The organism is Pseudomonas sp. C 49-2, assembly GCF_003970195.1.
Taxonomy (GTDB): Bacteria; Pseudomonadota; Gammaproteobacteria; order Pseudomonadales; family Pseudomonadaceae; genus Aquipseudomonas; species Aquipseudomonas canadensis.
Genome location: NZ_RXYG01000008.1, coordinates 48511 through 69748, shown reverse-complemented (window position 1 = coordinate 69748; position 21238 = coordinate 48511). Strand labels below are relative to the sequence as shown.

At 57.7% G+C, this 21238-nt stretch carries 20 protein-coding genes; 16 read left to right on the top strand and 4 right to left on the bottom strand.

Annotated elements, in window-relative coordinates; translation table 11 throughout:
* Positions 1-26: 26 nt before the first annotated feature.
* Positions 27-509: an SsrA-binding protein SmpB gene (gene smpB, locus EJ576_RS17045; protein WP_005791513.1), complete on the bottom strand. Its 483-nt coding sequence runs from the start codon at positions 507-509 to the stop codon at positions 27-29.
* Positions 510-677: 168 nt separating this feature from the next.
* Between smpB and EJ576_RS17040 the strand changes: the two genes are divergently transcribed.
* Both EJ576_RS17040 and EJ576_RS17035 read left to right on the top strand, forming a co-directional pair.
* Complete coding sequence (locus EJ576_RS17040; RefSeq protein WP_005791512.1) at positions 678-1112, top strand: type II toxin-antitoxin system RatA family toxin; 435 nt, start codon at positions 678-680, stop codon at positions 1110-1112.
* Positions 1105-1407 carry an RnfH family protein gene (locus EJ576_RS17035; protein WP_126570739.1) on the top strand — a complete coding sequence of 101 codons (303 nt, stop codon included), beginning with the start codon at positions 1105-1107 and terminating at the stop codon, positions 1405-1407. The genes EJ576_RS17040 and EJ576_RS17035 overlap by 8 nt, the downstream gene beginning before the upstream one ends.
* Before the next feature lie 78 nt (positions 1408-1485).
* On the opposite strand, the gene EJ576_RS17030 is transcribed toward EJ576_RS17035, so the two are convergent.
* Positions 1486-2013, bottom strand: a complete 528-nt coding sequence (locus EJ576_RS17030) for an outer membrane protein assembly factor BamE (protein ID WP_016976810.1) — start codon at positions 2011-2013, stop codon at positions 1486-1488.
* A gap of 98 nt (positions 2014-2111) precedes the next feature.
* Between EJ576_RS17030 and fur the strand changes: the two genes are divergently transcribed.
* Positions 2112-2516, top strand: a complete 405-nt coding sequence (fur, locus tag EJ576_RS17025) for a ferric iron uptake transcriptional regulator (protein ID WP_003194220.1) — start codon at positions 2112-2114, stop codon at positions 2514-2516.
* Positions 2517-2602: 86 nt separating this feature from the next.
* Here fur and recN read toward each other — a convergent pair whose 3' ends face one another.
* Positions 2603-4276, bottom strand: coding sequence for a DNA repair protein RecN (recN, locus tag EJ576_RS17020; RefSeq protein ID WP_122728084.1), 1674 nt, complete (start codon positions 4274-4276; stop codon positions 2603-2605).
* 254 nt (positions 4277-4530) lie between these two features.
* Between recN and grpE the strand changes: the two genes are divergently transcribed.
* From grpE to EJ576_RS16980, 8 genes are all read left to right on the top strand, one after another.
* Positions 4531-5091, top strand: a complete 561-nt coding sequence (gene grpE, locus EJ576_RS17015; protein ID WP_016976812.1) for a nucleotide exchange factor GrpE — start codon at positions 4531-4533, stop codon at positions 5089-5091.
* A 102-nt stretch (positions 5092-5193) separates the two neighbouring features.
* Positions 5194-7110, top strand: coding sequence for a molecular chaperone DnaK (dnaK, locus tag EJ576_RS17010; protein ID WP_028617977.1), 1917 nt, complete (start codon positions 5194-5196; stop codon positions 7108-7110).
* A gap of 318 nt (positions 7111-7428) precedes the next feature.
* Positions 7429-8553, top strand: a complete 1125-nt coding sequence (gene dnaJ, locus EJ576_RS17005; RefSeq protein WP_016976814.1) for a molecular chaperone DnaJ — start codon at positions 7429-7431, stop codon at positions 8551-8553.
* Between the two features lie 10 nt (positions 8554-8563).
* Positions 8564-9370 carry a 4-hydroxy-tetrahydrodipicolinate reductase gene (gene dapB, locus EJ576_RS17000; protein WP_033898256.1) on the top strand — a complete coding sequence of 269 codons (807 nt, stop codon included), beginning with the start codon at positions 8564-8566 and terminating at the stop codon, positions 9368-9370.
* 258 nt (positions 9371-9628) lie between these two features.
* The gene (carA, locus tag EJ576_RS16995) at positions 9629-10765 is read left to right on the top strand and encodes a glutamine-hydrolyzing carbamoyl-phosphate synthase small subunit (protein ID WP_068935247.1); all 1137 of its coding nucleotides are present in this window, start codon (positions 9629-9631) and stop codon (positions 10763-10765) included.
* Positions 10766-10870: 105 nt separating this feature from the next.
* Positions 10871-14092, top strand: a complete 3222-nt coding sequence (carB, locus tag EJ576_RS16990) for a carbamoyl-phosphate synthase large subunit (RefSeq protein ID WP_126570738.1) — start codon at positions 10871-10873, stop codon at positions 14090-14092.
* Positions 14089-14565: a transcription elongation factor GreA gene (greA, locus tag EJ576_RS16985; RefSeq protein ID WP_015885926.1), complete on the top strand. Its 477-nt coding sequence runs from the start codon at positions 14089-14091 to the stop codon at positions 14563-14565. Before carB ends, greA begins: the two co-directional genes overlap by 4 nt.
* 28 nt (positions 14566-14593) lie before the next feature.
* Complete coding sequence (locus EJ576_RS16980) at positions 14594-14998, top strand: hypothetical protein (protein ID WP_025999772.1); 405 nt, start codon at positions 14594-14596, stop codon at positions 14996-14998.
* 23 nt (positions 14999-15021) lie between these two features.
* Here EJ576_RS16980 and yhbY read toward each other — a convergent pair whose 3' ends face one another.
* The gene (yhbY, locus tag EJ576_RS16975) at positions 15022-15330 is read right to left on the bottom strand and encodes a ribosome assembly RNA-binding protein YhbY (protein WP_028617972.1); all 309 of its coding nucleotides are present in this window, start codon (positions 15328-15330) and stop codon (positions 15022-15024) included.
* A gap of 106 nt (positions 15331-15436) precedes the next feature.
* On the opposite strand from yhbY, the gene rlmE reads away from it, so the two are divergent.
* The 5 genes from rlmE to tpiA all read left to right on the top strand — a co-directional run bounded on the left by rlmE (position 15437) and on the right by tpiA (position 21234).
* A complete protein-coding gene (gene rlmE, locus EJ576_RS16970; RefSeq protein WP_016976819.1) occupies positions 15437-16087 on the top strand; it encodes a 23S rRNA (uridine(2552)-2'-O)-methyltransferase RlmE in 651 nt (216 codons plus the stop codon).
* A 200-nt stretch (positions 16088-16287) separates the two neighbouring features.
* Positions 16288-18198: an ATP-dependent zinc metalloprotease FtsH gene (gene ftsH / locus EJ576_RS16965; RefSeq protein WP_033898262.1), complete on the top strand. Its 1911-nt coding sequence runs from the start codon at positions 16288-16290 to the stop codon at positions 18196-18198.
* An 8-nt stretch (positions 18199-18206) separates the two neighbouring features.
* Positions 18207-19058: a dihydropteroate synthase gene (gene folP, locus EJ576_RS16960; RefSeq protein ID WP_126570737.1), complete on the top strand. Its 852-nt coding sequence runs from the start codon at positions 18207-18209 to the stop codon at positions 19056-19058.
* A 16-nt stretch (positions 19059-19074) separates the two neighbouring features.
* Entirely contained in the window at positions 19075-20412 is a 1338-nt protein-coding gene (gene glmM, locus EJ576_RS16955) for a phosphoglucosamine mutase (RefSeq protein ID WP_028617970.1), read from the top strand.
* 66 nt (positions 20413-20478) lie between these two features.
* On the top strand, positions 20479-21234 hold the full coding sequence (tpiA, locus tag EJ576_RS16950; RefSeq protein ID WP_003194193.1) for a triose-phosphate isomerase: 756 nt from the start codon (positions 20479-20481) through the stop codon (positions 21232-21234).
* Positions 21235-21238: the final 4 nt, after the last annotated feature.

Below are 21238 nucleotides of genomic sequence, written 5' to 3'. Positions count from 1 at the left end.
CTCCCAAGGCTACATCACGGCAAGGATCAGTCTTCCTTGCCCTTGTTGCGCACGGCGCGATGCAATTCGCGATTGGAGTCGCGCTCACGCTCGGTATCGCGCTTGTCGTATTCCTTCTTGCCCTTGCCCAGGGCAATCTCGCACTTGACCAGGTGCTTGCTCCAGTACCAGGACAGGCAGACGCAGGCGTAGCCCTTCTGCTGTACGGCGGCGGCGAGCTTTTCCAGTTCGCGGGCATTGAGCAGCAGCTTGCGCGTGCGCACCGGATCGGCAATCACGTGAGTGCTCGCAGTGGTCAGCGGGGTGATATGACTGCCAAGCAGCCATGCCTCGCCATCCTTGAGCAGCACGTAACTGTCGACCAGTTGCAGCTTGCTGGCACGCAGACTCTTTACTTCCCAGCCGGCCAGGACCAGACCAGCCTCGAACCGATGTTCGATGAAGTAATCGTGTCGCGCCTTTTTATTTTGCGCGATGGTCCCTGTGGGGTGTTTCTTTTGTTTAGCCATAGGGGCGGCATTATAGGGAGTTGCGAGCCTGTCGGCTACGGTCAACCTGCGTGCTTGAGCGTGTTGGACGAATCCCGGACAATGCGGGCAGTTCTCTGGTTTTTTTCTTTCGCGGATCGGGCTGTTCTTCCGCGATGTTTGCTGCTCAGCTGTGGAAATGACGCACACATGACGACGCATATTCAACGTTCAGCGCTGCTGCCCTATCCGGCACAGGCGCTCTATGACCTGGTCAACGACGTGGCGCGTTACCCGGAATTCCTGCCGTGGTGCTCAACGGCCGAGGTGCTGGAAAGCAGTGATGAGCACATGGTCGCCAGTGTGGGGGTCGCGAAGGGCGGCCTGAGCCAGCATTTTGTTACGCGCAATGTGCTGGTGCCTGGGAAATCCATTGAAATGAATTTACAGGAGGGGCCGTTTACCCAGCTCCACGGGGTATGGGTATTCAAGGCCTTAACGGACAAGGCCTGCAAGATCAGCCTGGACCTTTCCTTTGATTATGCGGGGCCTATCGTGCGCGCGACGTTGGGGCCTTTGTTCAATCAGGCGGCCAATACCCTGGTGGATGCATTCTGTCAGCGAGCCAAGCAACTGCATGGTTGAGATTGAGGTGGTGTACGCCGGCGTGGATCGCCAGGTTCTATTGGCGGTGACGGTGCCAGCCGGCACTAGCCTGCGTTCGGCGGTGCAGGCGTCAGGTATTGCGGCGCAATTCCCTGAGTTGGATCTGGCTGACTGCGTTTTGGGTATATTCGGCAAAGTGGTCGCGGACGCTGAAGTGCGTTGTGTGCAGGCGGGTGAGCGCATTGAGATTTACCGCCCCTTGCTGGCAGACCCAAAAGAAATACGCAGGTTGCGCGCAGCCAAGGCGGCGCTGGCCAAGCAACAGAATTCATAGGTCGGCCAAATGGCAGGCAACAAAAAGCCCGGCATGCCGGGCTTTTTGTTGAGCGCCGCAAAATTACTGCGGGCTGGATTACTGCGGGCTGGTATCCAGAGGCTGTGGCGTCGGGACGGGAACCGTTTCCACGCCGTCGACGTCTTTCTGGATCTTGTCGAGCAGAGAGCCTGGCTTGGCCGGCACTTCGGACTTCGGCTTCTCGCCTTCCTGCGCCGGCGCAGTGACGTTGGTGCCATTGTCTTTGCCAAGCAAGGCTTCATCACGGCTTACGCCGGGCATGAAGTCGCCTGACAGGCTGACAAGCTGGTCATTGCCATTGAAAATGACGCTGACGCGCTCCTGTTGGCGTTCACCGCCACCAGGCTGCAGGCTGTAGAGATAATCCCAGCGATCGGCATGGAATGTGTCGGTCAGCAGGGGGTTACCCATGATAAACCGTACTTGCCGTCGGGTCATTCCGGGGCGTAACTGGTCTATCATGTCCTGCGTGACGACATTGCCCTGCTGGATGTCGATTTTGTAAACCCCGGGGAATGAACAACCGGCGAGTGCGAGCAGTCCCACAAAGGTGAAACTGGTTAGCAAGAGCTTGGTGTTTTGCATCGGTGGGCGACTTCCACTATCTTGGCTGGGACAACGTAAACGCCGATCATACCCGTATTAAGAGAAGCTGCGAAGCAGCATCCGCGAGAAAGCTAACCATGGTTGAAAATAGCGAACTACGCAAAGCCGGTCTCAAAGTGACTCTGCCACGAGTCAAGATTCTACAAATGCTCGATTCTGCTGAGCAGCGTCACATGAGTGCCGAGGATGTCTATAAGGCGCTGATGGAGTCTAACGAGGACGTCGGCCTGGCCACGGTTTACCGTGTACTGACCCAGTTTGAAGCCGCAGGGCTGGTGGTTCGTCATAATTTCGACGGCGGTCATGCAGTATTTGAACTGGCTGACGGTGGTCATCACGACCACATGGTTGACCTGGATACCAATGAGGTTATCGAGTTCACCAGTCCGGAAATCGAAGCGCTGCAGCACAAGATTGCTGAGGAGCATGGCTTCGATCTGGTTGACCATAATCTGGTCTTGTACATCCGTAAGAAAAAGTAACAAGCGCTGCAGATTCGCGCTGCAAAATGATCGAAGGCGACCTCAGGGTCGCCTTCGTGCTTTCTATAGAAGCGAAAATTATCCGGTCAGGCCTTCGCCGCCACGACCATTTTTTTCGCGTGCGCCAAGGACTCCTTGGTCAAGTCGATCCCGCCTAGCATGCGTGCCACTTCTTCAACGCGTTCCGACTTATTCAACTTGGACACGGCTGTGTGTGTTGCATCGCTGCCGCGCACCTTGTGCACAAACAGGTGCTGATGCCCCTGGGCTGCAACCTGTGGCAAGTGGGTGACCGTCAGTACCTGGCCACGATCCCCCAGGCGTCGCAACAACTGGCCAACAATTTCTGCTGTCGGCCCACCGATCCCCACATCGACTTCGTCGAACACCAGTGTCGGCACCCGAGAGGTTTGCGCAGTAATCACCTGGATAGCCAGGCTGATTCGCGACAGTTCACCGCCGGAGGCCACTTTTGCCAGTGCCTTGAGCGGTTGCCCGGGGTTGGCGCTGACCAGTAGCTCGACCTGCTCCAGCCCGTGGGGCTGCAGTTCGTTACTGGCGTTGGTGCGCAATTCAATGGTGAAGCGACCGCCGGGCATGCCCAGGCGTTGGATCTCCAGCTCCACCGCGCTGGCCAGGCTCGTCGCTGCTTGCTGGCGCAAGTCGCTGAGTTCGCGCGCCTTCTCTTGGTAATGGCGAGCGAAAGAGGCGAGCTCGTCGCCCAGGCGCTCGATGGATTCATCGTTGGCGTTCAGGGTCTCGATTTCATCCAGCAGCTTTTGCTGCATCGTCGCCACTTCGGTGGGCTGGATGCGATGTTTGCGCGCCAGGGTATAGATAGTGTCGAGGCGTTCTTCTATGTCCTGAAGGCGTGCGGGGTCGGCATCGAAGTGGTCCAGGAAGCGATTCAGCTCACCGACGGCTTCCTCTACTTGAATCTGTGCGCTGGTGAGCAGGGTCGTGGCCTCGCTGAGTGAGCCGGAGGCGCTGTTCACGCTAGAGAGGCGATTGAGGCTGGCGGTCAGTGCGTTAAGTACATTGCCGGAGTCACTCTCACTGCATTGCTCTACCACTTGGCGGCAAATGCCCAGCAAGGTTTCCGCGTTGGTGAGGTTCTTGTGTTCCTGCTCAAGCTGCTCCAGTTCGGTTTCGCCCAAGCCCAGACTTTCCAGCTCTTCGAGTTGATAGCTGAGCAATTGATGGCGAGCTCGTTGTTCATCGCCGGAGTTGGAGAGTCGCTCCAGCTCCTGGCGAGTCTGGCGCCAGCGCTGGGCGGCGAGTTGCACCTGGCGGGCAAGGTCTGTGGCGCCAGCGTACTCATCAAGCAGGCGGCGATGGGTATCGGTTTTCAGCAGGGACTGGTGTTCATGCTGGCTGTGGATATCGATCAGCAGTTCGCCCAGGGCTTTTAGGTCGCCAAGCGGGCAGGGGGTGCCATTGATGTAGCCGCGGGACCGACCTTCCGCTGTGATGACCCGCCGAAGGATGCACGGGCCTTCATTATTAAGGTCGCGCTCGGCCAGCCAGGCCTCTGCCTCGGGAATATCCGCCAGGTCGAAGGTGGCCAGGATGTCGGCCTTGTCCGCACCGGGGCGCACCACGCCGCTGTCGGCGCGATCACCCAGGGTTAAGCCCAAGGCGTCGAGCATGATCGACTTGCCGGCGCCGGTTTCGCCTGTGATTACGCTCATCCCACGATCCAGCTCGAGATCCAGGTGTTCAACAATGGCGTAGTTATGTACGGACAGGTGCACGAGCATGACGGCCGCTCCCAGGCTTTAGGTCTGGTTATTTATACAGTGTTTTGTCTGAGGCTGACAATCCTGGTGCTTAGCTCGATTTGCTTGAACCTGGATTTTTTTTAGCGCAACCAGGAATGATCAAGCAGGAATTGATGAAGGTCAGTCGAAAGACTTTTGGTAACGCTTGCGCCCTTGAACCTGGAAATTGTGGCCCCATATACCCGAACAGAAGCGCGAGTTGAGTTCGCGCATGATTTTGAAAGGAGAAAACTATGGCTGACGAACAGACGCAGGATACGCAAACTCCAGACGCCAATTCGGCTGTCGGCGATGAGCTGGCGACTCGTGTGCAAGTGCTCGAAGAGCAATTGGCCGCTGCGCAGGACCAGTCTTTGCGTGTTGCCGCTGATCTGCAGAACGTCCGCCGCCGTGCCGAGCAGGATGTAGAAAAGGCTCACAAGTTCGCGCTGGAAAAATTCGCCAATGACTTGCTGCCGATCATCGACAGCCTGGAACGTGGCCTTGAATTGTCCAACCCGGACGACGAAAACATCCGCCCGATGCGCGAAGGGATCGAGCTGACCCTGAAAATGTTCCAGGACACCCTGAAGCGTTATCAGCTGGAAGCGATCGATCCACAAGGCGGCGAACCGTTCAACGCTGAGCATCATCAGGCCATGGCCATGCAGGAAAGCCATGACCTGGAGCCGAACAGCGTGCTCAAAACGTTCCAGAAGGGTTATCTGCTCAATGGTCGCTTGCTGCGCCCGGCGATGGTCGTAGTGAGCAAGGCGCCTGCACCGGTTTCGCCTTCTATTGATGAGCAGGCTTGAAATACGCCGCAAGGCCCCCATCTATAAGTCAAGCGTTTAAGTGCTACCGCAGTTAGCCACCACTGCTGCGGCATCCAAATTCAAGTTTCGGGAGAGTAAATCATGGGCAAAATTATCGGTATCGACCTGGGGACCACCAACTCCTGTGTCTCCGTCATGGAAAACGGCAAAGCCAAAGTTATCGAAAACGCCGAAGGCGCGCGTACTACGCCGTCGATCATTGCTTACGCAAATGATGGCGAGATCCTGGTTGGTCAGTCGGCCAAGCGCCAGGCTGTCACTAACCCGCACAACACCCTGTACGCGGTAAAACGTCTGATCGGCCGTAAGTTCGATGAAGAAGTCGTGCAGAAAGACATCAAGATGGTGCCTTACAAAATCGCCAAGGCTGACAACGGTGACGCCTGGGTAGAAGTAAATGGCAACAAGATGTCGGCACCGCAGATCTCGGCTGAAGTCTTGAAAAAGATGAAGAAGACTGCCGAAGACTACCTGGGTGAAGCTGTGACCGAAGCGGTGATCACCGTTCCGGCTTACTTCAACGACAGCCAGCGCCAAGCGACCAAAGACGCCGGCCGCATCGCGGGCCTGGACGTAAAACGTATCATCAACGAACCAACCGCAGCTGCTCTGGCTTACGGTATGGACAAGGCCAAAGGCGACCACACCGTGATCGTTTATGACCTGGGTGGCGGTACGTTCGACGTCTCGGTGATCGAGATCGCTGAAGTTGATGGCGAGCACCAGTTCGAAGTGTTGGCCACCAATGGTGACACCTTCCTGGGCGGTGAAGACTTTGACATTCGTCTGATCGACTACCTCGTTGACGAATTCAAGAAAGAAAGCGGCATGAACCTCAAGGGTGACCCGCTGGCGATGCAGCGCCTGAAAGAAGCTGCTGAGAAAGCCAAGATCGAGCTGTCCTCGAGCATGTCGACCGACGTGAACCTGCCGTACATCACTGCAGATGCCACCGGGCCTAAGCACTTGAACGTGAAGATCTCTCGCGCCAAGTTGGAAGCTCTGGTTGAAGACCTGGTTCAGCGCACCATCGAACCTTGCCGCATTGCGCTGAAAGACGCTGGTATCGACGTTGGTTCTATCAACGACGTGATCCTGGTCGGCGGTCAGACCCGTATGCCACTGGTTCAGCAGAAAGTGACCGAGTTCTTCGGTAAAGAAGCACGTAAAGACGTGAACCCGGACGAAGCGGTTGCCATGGGTGCTGCCATCCAGGGCGCGGTATTGGCCGGTGATGTGAAAGACGTGCTGCTGCTGGACGTCAGCCCGCTGACCCTGGGTATCGAAACCATGGGCGGCGTAATGACTGCGCTGATCGAGAAAAACACCACGATTCCTACCAAGAAATCCCAGGTGTTCTCGACTGCCGATGACAACCAGGGCGCCGTGACCATCCACGTGCTGCAAGGTGAGCGTAAGCAGGCTGCTCAGAACAAGTCCCTGGGCAAGTTCGACCTGGCCGAGATTCCACCAGCACCACGTGGCGTGCCGCAAATCGAAGTAACCTTTGACATCGACGCCAACGGCATCCTGCACGTCGGCGCGAAAGACAAGGCGACTGGCAAAGAGCAGAAGATCACCATCAAGGCCAACTCCGGTCTGTCTGATGAAGAAATTCAACAGATGATCCGTGATGCTGAAGCCAACGCTGATGCGGATGCCAAGTTTGCCGAGCTGGCTGGCGCCCGTAACCAGGGTGATGCACTGGTTCACTCGACTCGCAAAATGGTCGCTGACGCTGGCGATAAAGTAACGGCTGAAGAGAAGACCGCCATCGAAGCTGCTGTAGTTGCCCTGGAAGCTGCTGTTAAAGGCGACGACAAGGCCGCTATCGAAGCCAAGATCGAAGAGTTGTCGAAAGTCTCTGCACCGGTTGCTCAGAAAATGTACGCCGAACAAGGTCAGCCAGCTGACGGTGCTGCGCAACAGGCAGAGCCTGAAGCCAAGCACGACGATGTTGTCGATGCCGAGTTCGAAGAAGTCAAAGACCAGAAGTAAGTTGGTCACCCGGTTGACCGCTATCAAGCGGTGACTGGTAGGATGTCGCCGCGCGGGAGCTTGCTCCCGCGTTGGCGTGTCTGGGGTATGCGAATTTTTACAGCATGCGACAGTGTTCGGATGCTGGCGGTGTGATCGGGAATGCTCCTGCTTTCCGAGCAGTAAATACCGCACTTTTGGCCGGGTCCCTGGCTAAAAAGTAGTAACGACCAGGATCGTTGAATTGACGTGAGTTGGGTCCGGGCCTGTATTGGGGCTCAACGAGTTTGGCAAGGCTCAGGAGGGTCTGGCTGAACGTCCTTAAGAGTGCAAAGACTTATGGCAAAGCGTGACTATTACGAAGTATTGGGTGTGGAGCGCGGTTCCAGCGAGGCGGACCTGAAGAAGGCCTACCGTCGCTTGGCGATGAAGCACCACCCGGACCGTAATCCGGATAGCAAAGAATCCGAAGAAATGTTCAAAGAGGCCAATGAGGCCTACGAATGTCTGTCTGATCCCAACAAGCGTGCGGCGTACGACCAGTACGGCCATGCCGGCGTCGACCCGAGCATGGGTGGCGGCGGCGCCGGGTTTGGCGGTCAGAACTTCTCCGATATTTTCGGTGACGTGTTCAGCGACTTCTTCGGCGGTGGCCGCGGTGGTCAGCGTGGCGGCGCCCAGCGTGGCAGCGACTTGCGCTACACCCTGGAATTGAACCTGGAAGAAGCCGTGCGTGGCACCAGCGTCAATATCCGTGTGCCGACGCTGGTCAACTGCAAACCGTGCGATGGTTCGGGTGCCAAGAAGGGCTCCTCGCCCATCACGTGTCCGACGTGTGGTGGTATTGGTCAGGTCCGCATGCAGCAGGGCTTCTTCTCGGTGCAGCAGACCTGCCCGCGCTGCCATGGCCAGGGCAAGATCATTTCCGATCCGTGCGATTCCTGTCACGGCGAAGGTCGCGTCGAAGAGTACAAAACCCTTTCGGTGAAAGTGCCAGCGGGCGTGGACACGGGTGATCGCATTCGTCTGTCGGGTGAAGGCGAAGCCGGTACTCAGGGCGGTCCGACGGGTGACCTGTACGTGGTGATCAATGTGCGCGAGCACTCGATCTTCCAGCGTGACGGCAAGCACCTGTTCTGTGAAGTGCCTATCAGTTTTGTCGATGCTGCCTTGGGCGGCGAGCTGGAAATTCCGACTCTGGATGGTCGAGTCAAGCTCAAGATCCCTGAGGGTACCCAGACCGGCAAGCAGTTCCGTATCCGTGGCAAAGGCGTTGCGCCGGTGCGCGGCGGCGGTGCTGGCGACCTGATGTGCCGTGTGGCGGTAGAAACACCGGTCAACCTGAACCGTCGTCAGCGTGAATTGCTTGAAGAGTTCCGTAGCTCGATGGAGGGTGATGACTCCCACTCGCCGAAGACTGCGGGCTTTTTCGATGGCGTGAAGCGCTTCTTCGGCGACCTGTAAGGAATTGAGTATGCGACGTATAGCCGTAATGGGCGCTGCCGGGCGCATGGGCAAGACACTGGTCGAGGCGGTGCAGCAGCGCTCGCCGGCCTCTGGGCTGACTGCAGCGATTGTTCGTCCTGGCAGCACATTGATTGGTGCGGATGCTGGTGAGCTAGCATCGTTGGGGCGCATTGGTGTGTCGTTGTCCGGCAATCTGGAGCAGGTGGCGGACGAATTCGATGTGCTGATCGATTTCACCCTGCCGGACGTGATGCTGAAAAACCTGGCGTTCTGCCGCAAGGCGGGCAAGGCCATGGTGATCGGCACCACCGGTTTGACGGCTGAGCAGAAGCAGTTGCTGGTGGAGGCGGGCAAGGATATCCCTGTCGTGTTCGCCGCCAATTTCAGTGTCGGTGTGAATCTGTCGCTCAAGCTGCTGGATCTGGCGGCGCGCGTGCTGGGTGATGAGGCGGATATCGAGATCATCGAAACCCATCACCGTCACAAGATCGACGCGCCGTCGGGCACTGCGCTGCGCATGGGTGAGGCGATTGCCGATGCGTTGGGTCGTGACCTGTCGAAAGTCGCGGTGTACGGCCGTGAAGGTCATACCGGTGCGCGGGCGCGGGACACCATTGGTTTCGCAACCGTGCGTGGTGGTGATGTTGTGGGTGATCACACTGTGTTGTTCGCCACTGAAGGTGAGCGCCTGGAAATCACGCACAAAGCCTCCAGTCGCATGACTTTTGCCAAGGGCGCGGTACGTGCGGCGCTCTGGTTGGAAGGTCGTACGCCTGGTCTGTATGACATGCGCGATGTGCTGGATCTGCACTGATCAGTAGCTAAAGCAGGGCCTCAAGCTTATGCTGAGGCCCCGTTTTTACCCGCTAAGCGACGTCCTGTCGCATTCCCCTGCCTTTTAGGCTCATTAGCGGTGGACCAAAAAAGCCTTTTTCTGTAAGCTACAGCTTTAGTGTGTTCACTAAAAGCGCGCAGAATAATTCAGTGAATAAGCGGAGTGACGTGTCCATACGTCACTCCGCTTTTTTACACCTGCGATCGCCCTTTCAGGCTTTATTTACGGGAGGTCTTCTTGACTAAGCCAGCCATACTCGCCCTTGCTGATGGCAGCATTTTTCGCGGCGAAGCCATTGGAGCCGACGGTCAGACCGTTGGAGAGGTAGTGTTTAACACTGCCATGACCGGCTATCAGGAAATCCTTACCGATCCTTCCTACGCCCAACAGATCGTTACCCTGACTTATCCGCACATCGGCAACACCGGTACTACACCGGAAGACGTCGAGTCTGATTGCGTCTGGTCGGCCGGTCTGGTTATTCGTGACCTGCCACTGGTTGCGAGCAACTGGCGTAACACGATGTCGCTGTCCGATTACCTGAAAGCCAACAACGTTGTGGCGATCGCCGGTATCGATACCCGCCGCCTCACGCGCATCCTGCGTGAAAAAGGCTCGCAGAACGGCTGCATCATGGTCGGTGACAATATCTCCGAAGAGGCGGCGATTGCCGCAGCGCAAGGTTTCCCAGGCCTGAAAGGCATGGACCTGGCCAAAGTCGTCAGTGCCAAAGAGAAGTACGAGTGGCGCTCCACTGTCTGGGACCTGAAGACCGACAGCCATGCAACTATCGAAGCTGCGGACCTGCCTTACCACGTAGTGGCCTACGACTACGGCGTCAAATACAACATCCTGCGCATGCTGGTCGAGCGCGGCTGCCGCGTGACCGTGGTACCGGCGCAAACGCCTGCCAGCGAAGTGCTCGCCTTGCAGCCGGACGGCGTGTTCCTGTCCAACGGCCCAGGTGACCCTGAGCCATGCGACTATGCCATCCAGGCGATCAAGGAAGTACTGGAAACCGAGATTCCGGTGTTCGGTATCTGCCTTGGCCACCAACTGCTGGCGCTGGCCTCCGGTGCCAAGACCCTGAAAATGGGCCACGGCCACCATGGTGCCAACCACCCGGTTCAAGACCTGGACACCGGTGTTGTGATGATCACCAGCCAGAACCACGGTTTTGCGGTAGATGAAGCATCCCTGCCGAGCAACGTGCGCGCCATTCACAAGTCGCTGTTCGACGGTTCCCTGCAGGGCATCGAGCGCACCGACAAGAGCGCGTTCAGCTTCCAGGGCCACCCTGAAGCGAGCCCGGGCCCGAACGACGTAGCGCCGCTGTTCGACCGTTTCATCAATGAGATGGCCAAGCGACGCTGACTGAGCGGCCTGCGGGCGGCCCCGAACGTCGGCGGCCCCCGCAGGCTCTTCAAAGATTGTTCAAGACGGCTTGCCGACTGACCTGCGGATTTGAGTGACAAACCCATGCCAAAACGTACAGACATAAAAAGCATCCTGATTCTCGGCGCTGGCCCGATCGTGATCGGCCAGGCCTGCGAATTCGACTACTCCGGCGCGCAGGCCTGTAAAGCCCTGCGCGAAGAGGGTTACCGCGTCATCCTGGTGAACTCCAACCCGGCCACCATCATGACCGACCCGGACATGGCTGACGCCACTTACATCGAGCCGATCAAGTGGCAGACTGTTGCCAAGATCATCGAGAAAGAGCGTCCGGACGCGCTGCTGCCAACCATGGGTGGTCAAACCGCTCTGAACTGCGCCCTGGATCTGGAGCGCGAAGGCGTCCTGGAGAAATTCGGCGTAGAAATGATCGGCGCCAATGCCGACACCATCGACAAGGCCGAAGACCGTTCGCGCTTTGACAAGGCGATGAAGTCCATCGGCCTGGACTGCCCGCGCTCGGGCATCGCCCACAGCATGGAAGAGGCCAACACAGTGCTCGAGAAGCTGGGCTTCCCGTGCATTATCCGTCCGTCCTTCACCATGGGCGGCACCGGTGGCGGTATCGCTTACAACCGTGAAGAGTTCGAAGAAATCTGTTCTCGTGGCCTGGACCTGTCGCCGACCAAAGAGCTGCTGATTGACGAGTCCCTGATCGGCTGGAAAGAGTATGAGATGGAGGTTGTCCGCGATAAGAAGGACAACTGCATCATCGTCTGTTCCATCGAAAACTTCGATCCGATGGGCGTGCACACCGGTGACTCGATCACGGTTGCGCCGGCGCAGACCCTGACGGACAAGGAATACCAGATCATGCGTAACGCCTCGCTGGCGGTACTGCGTGAAATCGGCGTGGAAACCGGCGGCTCCAACGTCCAGTTCGGCATATGCCCGAACACGGGGCGCATGGTAGTCATCGAGATGAACCCGCGGGTATCCCGTTCCTCGGCCCTGGCCTCTAAAGCTACCGGTTTCCCGATTGCGCGTATCGCTGCCAAGTTGGCGATCGGCTATACCCTGGACGAACTGCAGAACGAAATCACCGGCGGCGCTACTCCGGCGTCCTTTGAGCCATCGATCGACTACGTCGTCACCAAGCTGCCACGTTTCGCGTTCGAGAAATTCCCGAAAGCCGACGCACGCCTGACCACTCAAATGAAGTCGGTCGGTGAAGTCATGGCCATCGGCCGGACCTTCCAGGAATCCCTGCAGAAAGCCCTGCGCGGTCTGGAAGTGGGCGTTTGTGGCCTGGACGAGAAGCTCGACCTGAGCAACCCGGAAAGCATGAGCATCCTCAAGCGCGAACTGACCGTGCCAGGCGCCGAGCGCATCTGGTACGTGGCTGATGCTTTCCGCGCCGGCCTGTCGGTCGAAGACATCTTCGGCATGAACATGATCGACCCGTGGTTCCTGGTGCAGATCGAAGACCTGATCAAGGAAGAAGAGAAGGTCAAGACCCTGGGTCTGGCCAGTATCGACCGCGACTTGATGTTCAAGCTCAAGCGCAAAGGTTTCTCCGATATGCGTCTGGCCAAGTTGCTGGGTGTGACCGAAAAAGCATTGCGTCGCCACCGCCACAAGCTGGAAATCTTCCCGGTCTATAAGCGCGTTGACACCTGCGCGGCCGAGTTCGCTACCGACACCGCCTACATGTACTCAACTTACGAGGAAGAGTGCGAAGCCGCGCCGTCGGGCCGCGACAAGATCATGATCCTCGGCGGTGGTCCAAACCGTATCGGCCAGGGTATCGAGTTCGACTACTGCTGCGTACACGCTGCATTGGCCCTGCGCGAAGACGGTTACGAGACCATCATGGTCAACTGCAACCCGGAAACCGTTTCCACTGACTATGACACCTCGGATCGCCTGTACTTCGAGCCAGTGACCCTGGAAGACGTGCTGGAAATCTGCCGGGTCGAGAAGCCAAAGGGCGTGATCGTCCAGTACGGCGGCCAGACTCCACTGAAGCTGGCGCGTGCCCTGGAAGAAGCAGGCGTGCCGATTATCGGCACCAGCCCAGACGCTATCGACCGTGCAGAAGACCGTGAGCGCTTCCAGCAAATGGTTGAGCGCCTGAACCTGCGCCAGCCGCCAAACGCCACCGTGCGCAGCGAAGACGAAGCTATCCGTGCAGCCAGCAAGATTGGCTACCCGCTGGTGGTGCGTCCGTCCTACGTATTGGGCGGTCGTGCGATGGAAATCGTCTACGAAGAAGAAGAGCTGAAGCGCTACCTGCGTGATGCGGTGAAAGTGTCCAACGACAGCCCTGTGCTGCTGGACCACTTCCTCAACTGCGCCATCGAGATGGATGTGGACGCCGTTTGCGACGGCACCGACGTGGTGATCGGCGCGATCATGCAGCACATTGAACAGGCAGGTGTTCACTCCGGTGACTCTGCATGCTCGCTGCCGCCGTACTCGCTGCCGACGCACATCCAGGACGAGATGCGCGAACAGGTCAAGAAAATGGCCCTGGAGCTGGGTGTGGTCGGCCTGATGAACGTACAGTTGGCGCTGCAAGGCGAAGACATCTACGTCATCGAAGTCAACCCGCGCGCTTCGCGTACCGTGCCATTTGTTTCCAAGTGCATCGGTGTGTCCCTGGCCATGATCGCGGCTCGCGTGATGGCAGGTAAGACCCTGAAAGAAATCGGCTTTACCAAGGAAATCATTCCGAACTTCTACAGCGTGAAAGAGGCGGTGTTCCCGTTCGCCAAGTTCCCTGGCGTGGACCCGATCCTGGGCCCAGAGATGAAGTCCACCGGTGAAGTGATGGGCGTGGGCGACACCTTCGGTGAAGCGTTTGCCAAAGCACAGATGGGTGCCAGCGAAGTGCTGCCGACTGGTGGTACTGCGTTCATCAGTGTGCGTGATGATGATAAGCCACTGGTTGCAGGCGTGGCCCGTGATCTGATCAACTTGGGCTTCGAAGTCGTGGCCACCGCCGGGACCGCCAAGCTGATCGAAGCTGCCGGCCTGAAAGTGCGTCGCGTGAACAAGGTGACGGAAGGCCGTCCGCACGTGGTCGACATGATCAAGAATGACGAAGTCACCCTGATCATTAACACCACCGAAGGTCGCCAGTCGATCGCGGACTCCTACTCCATTCGTCGTAACGCCTTGCAGCACAAGATCTACTGCACCACGACCATTGCTGCTGGCGAAGCCATCTGCGAAGCGCTCAAGTTCGGTCCGGAAAAGACCGTGCGTCGCTTGCAGGATCTACACGCAGGATTGAAGGCATGATCAAATACCCAATGACCGTTCAGGGCGCGAAGGCCCTGGAAGAGGAACACGCCCATCTGACCAAGGTCGTACGTCCAAAGCTGAGCCAGGACATCGGTACGGCCCGCGAGCTGGGTGACTTGAAGGAAAACGCCGAATACCACGCTGCCCGCGAGCAGCAAGGTATGGTCGAGGCGCGGATCCGTGACATCGAAGGCCGCATGCAGAATGCGGTGATTATTGATGTCACGACCATCCCGCATACCGGTAAGGTGATTTTCGGCACGACGGTGGAAATTGCTAACGTCGAGACTGACGAAAGCGTGGTCTACCACATCGTGGGTGAAGACGAAGCTGACTTCAAGCTCGGCAAGATCTCCGTCGGTTCTCCGCTGGCCCGTGCCTTGATTGCCAAGGAAGAGGGTGATGTGGTTGCTGTGAAAACGCCAGGCGGCGTGATCGAGTACGAGATTGTTGAAGTTCGTCACGTCTGAAAGACGGCGCCCGCTACGTGCGGGCGCCATGCTTTGGCAGCTCTCCCAGATGCTTTGGGTGGGTGGCCTGTGGTTGTTGCACATTGGCGTGTTACCGGCGCTGGGCCTGATTGGCCTGGCACCGTTGCTGATCGATGAGATCGATGGATTACTCAGTGCGTTGCTGGTGGGTTTTGCGGCGGCGTGCGTGACGCTCCAGGCGTTGGTGCTGGTCAAGGCTGAAGGCTTGGGGAGTTTGTGGCGGGATATTCGCGGGCAACTGCTGTTGATGGCGCTGTATGCGTGTGCAATGTATTGCATTGTGCATGTCTGGCTGCCGGAAGCGTTGCGCTGGCAGCTATTCAGCTATCTTGTACTAGGGTTTTCTGGTCTGGTGCTGGTTATGCAGCCGGCGCCAGGGTGGAGTGGCAGGGCGCGCGAAGCACGCCCGTGACCCTTGCTGTTATTTGAAAGTCATCATTTGAAGCGATGAACGTTCGACAGTTGCTTGTTGACGCTGAAGTTCTTGCGATACAGCAGCGCCATCTTGCCGATGACCTGGACCAGGTCCGCTTTGCCTGCCTTGCACAGTTCTGCAATGGCAGCCAGGCGCGCTTCGCGGTCAAGGATGTTGACCTTGATCTTGATCAGTTCATGATCGTTCAGCGCACGTTCGAATTCGGCTAACACACCTTCAGTCAAACCGTTATCTGCCACAATCAGAACTGGTTTCAGATGGTGGCCAATGGATTTGTACTGTTTCTTCTGCTCTTGAGTGAGCGGCATAATCTGACCCCTGCGTCTGATCTTGTAAAAAGCGGCGGCCAGTTTACCCGAGCGAGTCCGGGACCGCCCAGTTAATCACGACCCGTTTTATTTTTCGAGGTGGCCCGTGGCCCGTTCCAAAACCAGCCTTAAGTGGCTACAAGAACATTTCAACGATCCTTACGTCAAAAAGGCGCAGAAGGACGGCTACCGTTCGCGGGCCAGCTACAAGCTGCTGGAGATCCAGGACAAGGATAAGTTGATCCGTCCAGGCATGAGCGTTATCGATCTGGGTGCAGCCCCAGGTGGTTGGTCCCAGGTGACCAGTCGTCTGATTGGTGGGCAGGGCCGCTTGATCGCTTCCGACATCCTGGAAATGGACAGTATCCCGGATGTGACCTTTGTTCACGGTGACTTCACTCAGGATGCCGTACTCGCACAGATCCTTGAGGCTGTGGGAAATTCGCAGGTAGACCTTGTGATTTCCGACATGGCCCCCAATATGAGTGGATTACCGGCCGTTGATATGCCGCGCGCAATGTTCCTATGTGAGCTGGCGCTGGATTTGGCGGGTCGGGTTTTGCGTCCTGGTGGTGATTTTCTGGTGAAAGTCTTCCAGGGCGAGGGTTTCGACGAGTACCACAAGAACATTCGCAAGTTGTTCGAGAAGGTGCAAACGCGTAAGCCTGACTCATCCCGAGACAGGTCTCGGGAGCAGTACCTGCTGTGCCGTGGCTTCCGCGGGGTTGAAGGCGCTGCGAGTGAAGAGCGTTTTTGAGGAATTCGAGGAGGGCGATAGGTTTTTTTATATCGCTTTCGTCACGAAGCTTTACGAATATTGTGTAGTCAAAGTTTCACAAAGGGTTACAGACGGCGCCTGCCAGAGTTGTAGGTAATGTAGTAAGTTAGGCCGGTGAATATCATGCGAAGCGCGCGCCAGTAGCGGAGCTTGCTTCAGAGGGTAGTTAATTGAACGATATGGCAAAGAATCTGATCCTGTGGTTGATCATCGCGGCTGTCCTGGTGACGGTGATGAACAACTTCTCCAGCCCTAACGAGCCGCAGACCCTCAACTATTCCGACTTCATCCAGCAAGTTAAGGATGGCAAGGTCGAGCGCGTAGCGGTTGATGGCTACGTGATCACCGGCAAACGCAACGATGGCGACAGCTTCAAGACTATTCGTCCGGCAATCCAGGACAACGGTCTGATCGGCGACCTGGTGGATAATCACGTGGTGGTCGAAGGCAAGCAGCCTGAGCAGCAGAGCATCTGGACCCAATTGCTGGTAGCCAGCTTCCCGATCCTGGTGATCATCGCCGTGTTCATGTTCTTCATGCGCCAGATGCAAGGTGGTGCGGGAGGCAAGGGCGGGCCGATGAGCTTCGGCAAGAGCAAGGCACGCCTGCTCTCCGAAGATCAGGTGAAAACTACCCTGGCTGACGTTGCCGGTTGCGACGAAGCCAAGGAAGAAGTAGGCGAGCTGGTCGAGTTCCTGCGCGATCCGGGCAAGTTTCAGCGCCTGGGTGGCCGTATTCCTCGCGGTGTACTGATGGTTGGTCCTCCGGGTACCGGTAAAACCTTGCTGGCCAAGGCGATTGCCGGCGAAGCCAAGGTGCCTTTCTTCACCATTTCCGGTTCTGACTTCGTCGAAATGTTTGTCGGTGTCGGTGCCAGCCGTGTTCGCGATATGTTCGAGCAGGCCAAGAAACACGCGCCTTGCATCATCTTCATCGATGAAATCGACGCCGTTGGTCGCCACCGTGGCGCCGGCATGGGTGGCGGTCATGATGAGCGTGAGCAGACCCTTAACCAACTGCTGGTTGAGATGGACGGCTTCGAAATGAACGATGGCATCATCGTCATTGCTGCAACCAACCGCCCGGATGTATTGGATCCTGCATTGCTGCGCCCAGGCCGTTTCGACCGCCAGGTGGTAGTTGGCTTGCCGGATATCCGTGGTCGCGAACAGATCTTGAAAGTACACATGCGCAAAGTGCCGATGGGCGACGACGTGGCTCCGGCCGTGATCGCCCGTGGCACTCCAGGCTTCTCCGGTGCCGACCTGGCCAACCTGGTGAACGAGGCCTCGTTGTTTGCTGCCCGTACCGGCAAGCGCATCGTTGAAATGAAAGAGTTCGAGCTGGCAAAAGACAAGATCATGATGGGTGCCGAGCGCAAATCCATGGTCATGTCCGAAAAAGAGAAACAGAACACCGCTTATCACGAAGCGGGTCACGCTATCGTTGGTCGCGTCGTGCCTGAGCATGATCCGGTCTACAAAGTGTCGATCATTCCTCGTGGTCGAGCGCTGGGTGTGACCATGTTCCTGCCGGAAGAGGATCGCTACAGCCTCTCCAAGCGCGCACTGATCAGTCAGATCTGTTCGCTGTACGGCGGTCGTATTGCGGAAGAAATGACCCTGGGCTTTGACGGTGTCACTACCGGTGCTTCCAACGACATCATGCGTGCCAGCCAGATTGCACGGAACATGGTGACCAAGTGGGGCTTGTCGGAAAAACTCGGTCCTTTGATGTATGCCGAGGAAGAAGGCGAAGTGTTCCTGGGTCGCGGCGGTGGTGGTCAAAGCGCCAGCTTCTCCGGTGAGACGGCCAAGCTGATCGACTCCGAAGTGCGCAGCATCATTGACCAGTGCTACGGTACGGCCAAGCAGATCCTCACGGACAACCGCGACAAGCTGGATGCCATGGCGGATGCGCTGATGAAGTACGAGACCATTGATGCCGATCAGATCGATGACATCATGGCGGGTCGTGCACCTCGTGAGCCTCGCGATTGGGAAGGCGGTTCGGGCACCTCTGGCACTCCGCCAGTGGTTCAGAATGAACGCCCTGAAACCCCGATCGGCGGCCCGGCAGCTGACGTCTAAGGCTTGAAATGACTTCTGTGTTGTCCTCCACCCGGTTGCCTTGCGGCAACCGGGTTCTTGATTTGGCCCATACGCATGTCATGGGCATTCTCAACGTAACCCCCGACTCCTTTTCCGATGGCGGCCGCTTCAGCCAACTTGATGCAGCGTTGCGACATGCTGAAGCAATGGTTGCGGCGGGAGCGACCTTGATTGATGTGGGTGGTGAGTCGACTCGGCCTGGCGCCCGCATCGTTTCTCCCTTGGAGGAGTTGGAGAGGGTGGCGCCAATCGTCGAGCGTATTGCGCGTGAGCTGGATGTAATTATCTCGGTTGATACGTCGACGCCGGCTGTGATGCGCGAAACTGCCCGCCTTGGGGCGGGGCTGATCAACGATGTGCGCTCTCTTCAACGCGACGGCGCCCTTGATGCGGCGGCGGCAACCGGTTTGCCGGTGTGCCTGATGCACATGCTGGGTGAGCCCGGCAACATGCAGGACAGCCCTCACTATGATGACCTTGTCGGCGAAGTCAGCGGTTTTCTCGCTGAGCGGGTCGCTCAGTGTGCTGTTGCGGGGATTGCCGAGGAAAAAATCATCCTCGATCCCGGCTTCGGTTTCGCCAAGACCCTGCAGCACAACCTGAGTCTGTTCAAGCATATGGAAGCCCTGCATGCCCTTGGTCGGCCCCTATTGGTCGGCGTTTCGCGCAAGAGCATGATAGGGCTGGCCTTGAATCGTCCAGTGGGTGAACGGCTGTATGGCGGCCTTGCACTGGCTGCGCTGGCGGTGACCAAGGGTGCGCGTATCTTGCGTGTGCATGATGTCGCCGAGACCGTAGATGTCGTGCGTATGATTGCCGCTGTAGAATCAGCCGAATAAGAATGATGGAGCACTTATGACTAAAAAATACTTTGGCACCGACGGTATCCGTGGTCGGGTCGGCGAATTTCCGATTACTCCTGATTTCATGCTCAAGCTGGGTTGGGCGGCGGGCATGGCGTTCCGCAGTATGGGCGCGTGCCGCATTCTGGTGGGCAAGGACACCCGTATATCCGGGTATATGTTTGAGTCGGCACTGGAGGCGGGCCTGTCCGCCGCAGGCGCGGATGTGATGCTGTTGGGGCCCATGCCGACGCCGGCGATCGCTTACCTGACGCGTACCTTTCACGCTGAAGCCGGTATCGTGATCAGTGCCTCGCACAATCCTCATGATGACAACGGCATCAAATTCTTCTCGGGCCAGGGCACCAAGCTGCCGGATGAGATCGAGTTGATGATCGAAGAGTTGCTGGACGCGCCGATGACGGTGGTTGAATCCAGCAAACTGGGCAAGGTGTCGCGTATCAATGACGCCTCTGGCCGCTATATCGAATTCTGTAAGAGCAGTGTGCCGAGCAGCACCAATTTTGCCGGCTTGAAGATTGTGGTCGACTGCGCACACGGCGCGACCTACAAGGTCGCACCGAGCGTGTTCAAGGAGTTGGGCGCGGACGTGACGGTATTGTCGGCCCAGCCCAACGGGCTGAACATCAACGAAAACTGTGGTTCCACCCATATGGAGCAACTGCAGGCGGCCGTCCTGGCCGAGCATGCCGACTTGGGTATCGCCTTCGACGGCGATGGTGATCGCGTGCTGATGGTGGATCACACGGGCGCGATTGTTGATGGTGATGACCTGTTGTTCATCATTGCGCGTGACATGCACGAGCGTAACAAGCTGCAGGGTGGCGTCGTCGGTACTTTGATGAGCAATCTGGGGCTTGAATTGGCCTTGGCGGACCTGGGCATTCCCTTCGTGCGCGCCAATGTCGGTGACCGCTATGTAATCGCCGAGCTGCTTGAGCGTAACTGGCAGGTGGGGGGGGAGAACTCAGGGCACGTAGTCTGCTTCCAACACACCACCACAGGTGACGCGATCATCGCTGCGTTGCAGGTTCTGTTGTCCTTGCGTCGACGCGAAGAGAGTCTGGCCCAGGCGCGCCAGGCGCTGCGCAAATGTCCGCAAGTGCTGCTCAATGTGCGTTTTGGTGGCGGCGAAAACCCGATCGAGCACCCGGCTGTCAAAGAGGCGTGTGAGCGCGTGACCCTCGCTATGGCGGGGCGTGGTCGCGTGTTGTTGCGCAAGTCCGGCACAGAGCCTCTGGTGCGTGTCATGGTCGAAGGTGACGATGAAACACAGGTTCGCGGCCATGCCGAAGACCTGGCAAAACTGGTAACTGAAGTTTGCGCCTGAATTCGGCTTGCCAGTGATGATGTGGTTGGGTAACATCTGCGCCCACTTTGACCGACGAGGTACAGCATGCGTCGCACTATGGTAGCTGGTAACTGGAAGATGCACGGTACCCGCGCCAGTGTCGCTGAGCTGATCAATGGCCTTCGTCACTTGGCCTTGCCGAGCGGTGTTGATGTTGCGGTGTTCCCGCCTTGCTTGCATATCAACCAAGTGGTTGATGGCTTGAAAGGCAAGTCGATTCAGGTCGGCGCGCAGAACTCCGCAGTGGAGCCAATGCAAGGTGCGTTGACCGGTGAGATTTCGCCGAGTCAGTTGGTCGATGCGGGTTGTTCCTATGTGCTTGTCGGGCACTCCGAGCGCCGTCAGATGATGGGCGAGCGTGATGGGACACTCAATCGTAAGTTCGCAGCGGCACAGGCTTGTGGCTTGATTCCGGTGTTGTGCATAGGGGAGACCCTGGAGCAGCGGGAATCGGGCAAGACTCTTGAAGTTGTCTCGCGTCAGCTAGGCAGTATCATTGAGGAGTTGGGTGTTGGTGCGTTTGCAAAGGCAGTAATTGCTTACGAGCCGGTCTGGGCCATTGGCACCGGGCTGACTGCTACACCGCAACAGGCGCAGGATGTGCACGCAGCCATCCGCGCGCAGTTGGCGGCAGAGAATTCTGAAGTCGCACAAGGTGTGCGTCTTCTATACGGCGGCAGCGTGAAGGCGGCCAATGCGGTCGAACTGTTCGGCATGCCGGATATCGATGGGGGGCTCATTGGTGGAGCTTCCCTGAATGCAGATGAGTTCGGTGCGATCTGTCGCGCCGCGGGAAACTGAAAAA